Origin of the sequence: Citrobacter sp. BIDMC107 (assembly GCF_001037575.1) — a bacterium.
Classification (GTDB): Bacteria; Pseudomonadota; Gammaproteobacteria; order Enterobacterales; family Enterobacteriaceae; genus Citrobacter; species Citrobacter freundii.
The window spans coordinates 141901-147569 of the sequence record NZ_KQ089851.1; the positions used below are offsets into that span (position 1 = coordinate 141901).

Sequence of the window (5669 nt, forward strand, 5' to 3'; positions counted from 1 at the left end):
CACAGTCCCGGTCGTCTGCAAAGTTGACCTGTTTCCCACAGTCCGGGCCGTCCGCGAAGTTGACCTGTTTCCCACAGAGGATGGAAAACTCTTCTTGAGCTGAGCGTAAGAGCTATCTGCCGGAACGGTTCCTCTTCGCTTCCTCGCCAGTTCGCTCGCTACGCTCGGTTACATGGCTGCGGCGAGCGCTGATACCTTTCTCTATACCCTTTTGTACGACTTGTTGTGTGATGGTCATAAGTGCGTCTGCGTGTTGCGGCACTGTGATTGAGTGGCACGCCCGTCGAACTTCTTCCCCCTCCTGTTGAGAGCGAAATCAAAACAATATGATTTTTTGCTTGCAACATGACTCTTTTTGTTCAAAATGACAAAAAACGTCATGAGGTGATAAATGGACAATATTGAGCAGTTACGGAAAGTTGCTACACGTGCAGGTAAGCTTCTAACATCTTTGAGCGAGAGTATCCGCCAGCAAAAAGAGGAATTGAAGCTTACCGAGTTCTATCAGGAATACAGCAAAGCCGCTCTGTATAAGCTGCCTAAGCTCAGTAAAGGCAGTGTTGAGTATGCTGTGGCCGAAATGGAAGCCGGTGGCTACATTTTCAAAAAGAAACCTTCTGGCAATACGATGAAATACGCGATGACGATTCAGAATGTCATCGATCTGTATAACCATCGTAAAGTACCCAAGTACAGGGATCGCTTTGATAAAGCCTTTACGATTTTTGTATGTAATCTTAAAGGTGGTGGTTCCAAGACAGTTTCTACCGCTTCATTATCACATGCTTTTCGAGCTCATCCTCAGCTTCTGTTCGAAGACCTGCGTATACTGGCCATCGATTTCGATCCGCAGGCATCTCTGACAATGTTCCTGAGCCATGAAAATTCAGTGGGCCTGGTTGAAAATACGGCTGCTCAGGCCATGCTCCAGAACGTGTCTCGTGAAGAATTACTTTCCGATTTTATAGTACCGTCTATTATCCCTGGTGTTGATGTAATCCCCGCTTCCATTGACGATGCATTCCTTGCTGAAGGCTGGAAGGGATTGTGTGAAGAACATCTTCCAGGGAAAAATATTCATGCTGTGCTTAAAGATAACATTATCGATAAGCTCCAGCATGACTACGACTTTATTTTCCTTGATAGTGGTCCTCACCTTGATGCGTTCCTGAAAAACTGTATTGGGGCGGCAGACCTGATGTTGACCCCTCTTCCACCGGCTACGGTTGATTTTCATTCTTCCCTGAAGTTTGTGGCCAGCCTCCCTGCCCTCATAGATTCCATTGAAATGGATGGGCACACCTGCAATCTCATCGGTAATGTCGGCTTCATGTCCAAGATCCTGAACAAGTCTGATCACAAAATTTGCCATAGTCAGGCCAAAGAGGTTTTCGGTGCCGATATGCTAGACATGGTTCTGCCGAGACTGGATGGTTTCGAACGCTGTGGGGAGACTTTTGACACAGTTATTTCAGCAAATCCAGCAACCTATGATGGAAGTACAGAGGCACTAAAAAGCGCAAAATCAGCAGCGGAAGACTTTGCGAAGGCAGTCTTTGATCGCATCGAGTTCATTCGTACTAACGGAGGTATGTGATGTCGAATGAGAAAAGAAAAACCATCGGCAGACAGTTAAATACCCAAGCGTCAATTGCGGAAATGACGGACACCGGTAGAAGCCAGGTATTTACCTTAAAAACCGGCAGGAAGGTAACGTTCAGGTTTGTTCGGGTGCCTGCATCTGAAGTTGAAAGTAAGACCTTCGTAAACCAGGAAAACAACGGAAGAGATCAACTTGCACTGACCAGGGAATCCCTGAAATCCATTATCCAGACGATTAAGTTTCAGCAGTTCTTTCCCTGTATTGGTATTAAGCAAAGTGAAAGGATTGAGATACTGGATGGTTCAAGACGGCGAGCCTCAGCAATTTTTGTCCGTACAGGCCTTGATGTAATGGTTACCGAAGAGCATTTATCAGCTGATGAAGCTCGCCAACTGGCTAAAGATATCCAGACAGCTAAAGAACATAATCTTCGGGAGATTGGCCTGAGATTGATCGCTCTTAAAGAGTCCGGATTTAATCAAAAGGAAATTGCTGAACTGGAGGGGTTATCTCAAGCTAAAGTTACCAGGGCGCTGCAGGCGGCGGCCGTACCGCAAGACTTGATTTCTCTGTTCCCGGTTCAGTCGGAGCTATCGTTTAGTGACTATAAACTTCTTTTAGAAGTTAATGAAAAACTCAGTGAAAAGGGATTAACGCCTGAAGAACTCATTCAGTCTGTATCAGCTCAGCTCGATGCAATTTTGAGTGAAGGCGAGCGACCAGAAGACGAACAGAAAGCCAGTATACTGAAGCTGATTTCTCAGGCATCTCAGGCATTGATAGATCCATCTCCCAAGGAAAAGTCAGTGGTTTCCCCACTCTGGTCTTTTGAAGAAAAGGACAAGTTCGCGCGTAAGCGTGTGAAAGGGCGTACGCTGACTTATGAGTTTAGCCGTATGTCAAAAGTGATTCAGGATGAACTGGACAAGGCTATCAACGAGGTCCTTGACAGAAATTTGAGTCAATAATTTCGCCATGGCGATTTCACATCTAACTTATTGTAATTAGGCAGTTTAGGCTGAGAATTTCAAGGTGAAATCGCCAAAGTTTTACGCCAGTTTCGCTGCAGGAATATCTGACCATCGTGTCGTATAAGCAGGAGAAAGCATCTCCCGTTTCATCTGCCATTCCGGGGCAATACCCCGCCCCGCAAACCATACTTTACCCAGCCCTGAGTTATTGATCCCGTCCAGAACCTTCATCAGCTCAGCACTGTAAGGGCGTGGCGGGCGTTCGTCGAACAGCTGCAGCTGCGAAACGCCGGAGCCGGTGAAGTCATTCAGCATAACTCCGGCTTTGGCATACCGGTGTCCATCCCTCCAGATACGCTCCAGAGCCGTTGTGGCGGCTGCAATGATGTCCCTGGTGTCCTGAGTGGGTGTAAGAAGTTTTTCCGTAGCCACGTTGCCGTAGTAAGGTTCTTTAACGGCGAACGGAGACGTTTTGATGAAAACGGAAATATGCCGGCAATACTGGTGCTCTTTACGCAGCTTTTCAGAGGCCCGCTCTGCGTGCTGACAGATAGCCTGACGGAGTGACTCGTACTCCGTGATCTTCACGCCAAAACTGCGGCTGCAGACAATTTGCTGTTTCGTCGGAGGGGCTTCCTCAAGCGAAAGGCAGCTTTCCCCGTTCAGTTCACGTACCGTTCGCTCAAGGACCACAGAAAAATTTTTGCGGATGAAGGCCGGGTTCGTCAGGGCGAGATCGAGCGCGGTCTTAATGCCCAGTACATTCAGCTTGCGTGCAATACAGTTACCCACCCCCCAGATTTCTTCAACCGGCTGCAGTGAAAGCAGTTTCCGCGTTCTCTGCGGATTTCCCCTGGTCAGAGCAAGTACGCCACGAAACTGTTTCCACTCTTTTGAGGCCCACTGGGCTGATTTTGCGAGGGTCTTCGTTGGTCCGGCGCCCACGCCAATGGTCAGGTGGGTACAGTCATACACGTGCTGACGCAGCTGCCGGCCGAAGTCCTCAAGCTCCATACAGTGCTCCACGCCGGTCAAATCGAGGAACATCTCATCAATTGAATACTGTTCCACTCTGGGGGCCAGTTCCTCCAGGCTGTTCATCACGCGCGCCGACATCGAGGCATAAAGTTCATAGTTACTTGAAAACGCATATATTTTTTCCGGGTATCTTTCGTTTTTTATCTGAAACCACGGAGTTCCCATTTTGATCCAGCGCTTCGCCTCGGCACTGCGAGCGATTACGTTCCCGTCGTTGTTGCTCAGGACGACTATCGGCTTTCCTTTCAAATCCGGTCGGAAAACACGTTCACAGCTGGCATAGAAGCTGTTCACATCGGCCAGGGCAAACATCAGTACATCTCCCTCGGGCGGTGGATGATATGCGTGACGACGCCAAAGATATCCAGCTCATCGGGGTCAGGATAAGTCGGAGACCAGGAGGCATTCATGGGCTGCAGCGTCAGTCGAGGCGTCAGCAGAAGCCGTTTAACCGTAAACTCCCCCTGTACGCTGGCGACAACGATATCGCCGTGCCGCGGCTTTTCAGCACTGTCCACAACCAGCAGATCGCCATTGTACAGACTACCGTCCGCCATGCTGTCTCCGCTGGCACGCAGGTAGTACGTCGCGCTCGGATGCCGTATGCAGTAATCATGGAGATCCAGATCGGACTCGACATAGTCAGCGGCAGGGCTGGGAAAACCGCAGCTGGCCAGATCGGCAAACAATGGATGGGCCTGTGGCGGGTGTTCTTTCCCGGTGCTGAAAAACTGTAGCTTCATCTTTCCTCCTGATACTCTAATTTTACTGGTTATGCATACAGTATATTTAACAGCGTGACGATAATCCAGATCGCCTGCCGGGTAATGGTGCCAACTTACTGATTTAGTGTATGATGGTGTTTTTGAGGTGCTCCCGTGGCTTCCATCTCCATCAGTTGTCCCTCCTGCTCAGCTACTGAAGGCGTGGTGCGTAACGGTAAAAGTACTGCCGGACATCAGCGCTATCTCTGCTCTCACTGCCGTAAAACATGGCAGCTACAGTTCACTTACACCGCCTCTCAGCCCGGTACACACCAGAAAATTATTGATATGGCCATGAATGGCGTCGGATGTCGCGCCAGTGCACGCATTATGGGCGTTGGCCTCAACACGATTTTACGACACTTAAAAAACTCAGGCCGCAGTCGGTAAACTCACGCATACAACCGGGCAGTGACGTCATTGTTTGCGCGGAAATGGACGAACAGTGGGGTTACGTCGGCGCTAAATCACGCCAGCGCTGGTTGTTTTACGCGTATGACAGGATACGGAGGAAGGTTGTGGCGCACGTATTCGGTGAACGCACGCTGGCCACGCTGGAGCGTCTTCCGGGCCTGCTGTCGGCCTTTGAGGTCGTGGTATGGATGACGGATGGCTGGCCGCTTTATGAATCACGCCTGAAGGGAGAACTGCACGTTATCAGCAAGCGATATACGCAGCGCATTGAGCGGCATAACCTGAATCTGAGACTACATCTGGCAAGGCTGGGCAGGAAGTCACTGTCGTTCTCAAAATCGGTGGCGCTGCATGACAAAGTCATCGGGCATTATCTGAACATAAAACACTATCAGTAAGTTGGAGTCATTACCGGCCAGTTCACCACCTACTCGCTCCGCGATTGTGGCAGTCTTCGAAATCCCCGGACGATCCGCCTTTATAAAAGTCTTGCTCAATTCAAATCTTCAGGCTTATGGGTTACTACTCATGCTTGGTTAAATGACCGTTTCGTCTTACCGGAATCCCAGCAGAAGAACTTGGCAGAGTTGAAACGATCTTTCCTTGATCCTGCACTCAAGCAGATAAATGAGAAAACACCTTTACTTGCTAAGTATAGTATTGATGATTCAGGAAAATTTCTGTTCTCAATAATTGATAAGCAAAATCCCGTCTGACATAAATCAGCACACATGAGCCTGTCATTTGACAAATTTTTGTCATGAAGATGGGCGGATTGCCACACGGCAGCGGCGCGCGGCAAGGTGGGCCGATTCCCACACGGCAGCGGCGCCCGGCAAGGTGGGCCGATTCCCACACGGCAGCGGCGCCCGGCAAGGT

The 5669-nt window shown here is 49.5% G+C and carries 6 protein-coding genes and 1 pseudogene; 3 read left to right on the forward strand and 4 right to left on the reverse strand.

Annotated features, from left to right (window positions below; all coding sequences use genetic code 11):
* Positions 1-186: 186 nt before the first annotated feature.
* A pseudogene (locus SK39_RS27705) lies at positions 187-262 on the reverse strand (hypothetical protein); the annotation flags it as partial.
* Positions 263-391: 129 nt separating this feature from the next.
* Between SK39_RS27705 and SK39_RS24765 the strand changes: the two are divergent.
* On the forward strand, positions 392-1597 hold the full coding sequence (locus tag SK39_RS24765; RefSeq protein WP_032445154.1) for an AAA family ATPase: 1206 nt from the start codon (positions 392-394) through the stop codon (positions 1595-1597).
* Positions 1597-2571: a ParB family protein gene (locus SK39_RS24770; RefSeq protein ID WP_000064119.1), complete on the forward strand. Its 975-nt coding sequence runs from the start codon at positions 1597-1599 to the stop codon at positions 2569-2571. The genes SK39_RS24765 and SK39_RS24770 overlap by 1 nt, the downstream gene beginning before the upstream one ends.
* Before the next feature lie 81 nt (positions 2572-2652).
* On the opposite strand, the gene SK39_RS24775 is transcribed toward SK39_RS24770, so the two are convergent.
* Together SK39_RS24775 and umuD are read right to left on the reverse strand one after the other, a co-directional pair.
* Positions 2653-3924: a Y-family DNA polymerase gene (locus SK39_RS24775; RefSeq protein WP_032445155.1), complete on the reverse strand. Its 1272-nt coding sequence runs from the start codon at positions 3922-3924 to the stop codon at positions 2653-2655.
* Positions 3924-4355, reverse strand: a complete 432-nt coding sequence (umuD, locus tag SK39_RS24780) for a translesion error-prone DNA polymerase V autoproteolytic subunit (protein WP_048217593.1) — start codon at positions 4353-4355, stop codon at positions 3924-3926. The genes SK39_RS24775 and umuD overlap by 1 nt, the downstream gene beginning before the upstream one ends.
* Positions 4356-4490: 135 nt before the next feature.
* Here umuD and SK39_RS24790 point away from each other — a divergent pair.
* A protein-coding gene (locus tag SK39_RS24790) for an IS1 family transposase (protein WP_231593838.1) occupies positions 4491-5188 on the forward strand; the annotation gives its coding sequence in 2 pieces (ribosomal slippage) (positions 4491-4740 and positions 4740-5188; 699 coding nt in all).
* A 250-nt stretch (positions 5189-5438) separates the two neighbouring features.
* On the opposite strand, the gene SK39_RS27710 is transcribed toward SK39_RS24790, so the two are convergent.
* Positions 5439-5669, reverse strand: a 231-nt coding sequence (locus tag SK39_RS27710; protein ID WP_231593839.1) for a hypothetical protein, incomplete at its 5' end; no start/stop codon positions are given.

What these genes read in the sequence shown, in the direction of transcription:
- SK39_RS24765 (WP_032445154.1), top strand. Translation starts at nt 392, where the DNA reads ATGGACAATATTGAGCAGTTACGGAAAGTTGCTACACGTGCAGGTAAG.
- SK39_RS24770 (WP_000064119.1), top strand. Translation starts at nt 1,597, where the DNA reads ATGTCGAATGAGAAAAGAAAAACCATCGGCAGACAGTTAAATACCCAA.
- SK39_RS24775 (WP_032445155.1), bottom strand. Translation starts at nt 3,924, where the DNA reads ATGTTTGCCCTGGCCGATGTGAACAGCTTCTATGCCAGCTGTGAACGT.
- umuD (WP_048217593.1), bottom strand. Translation starts at nt 4,355, where the DNA reads ATGAAGCTACAGTTTTTCAGCACCGGGAAAGAACACCCGCCACAGGCC.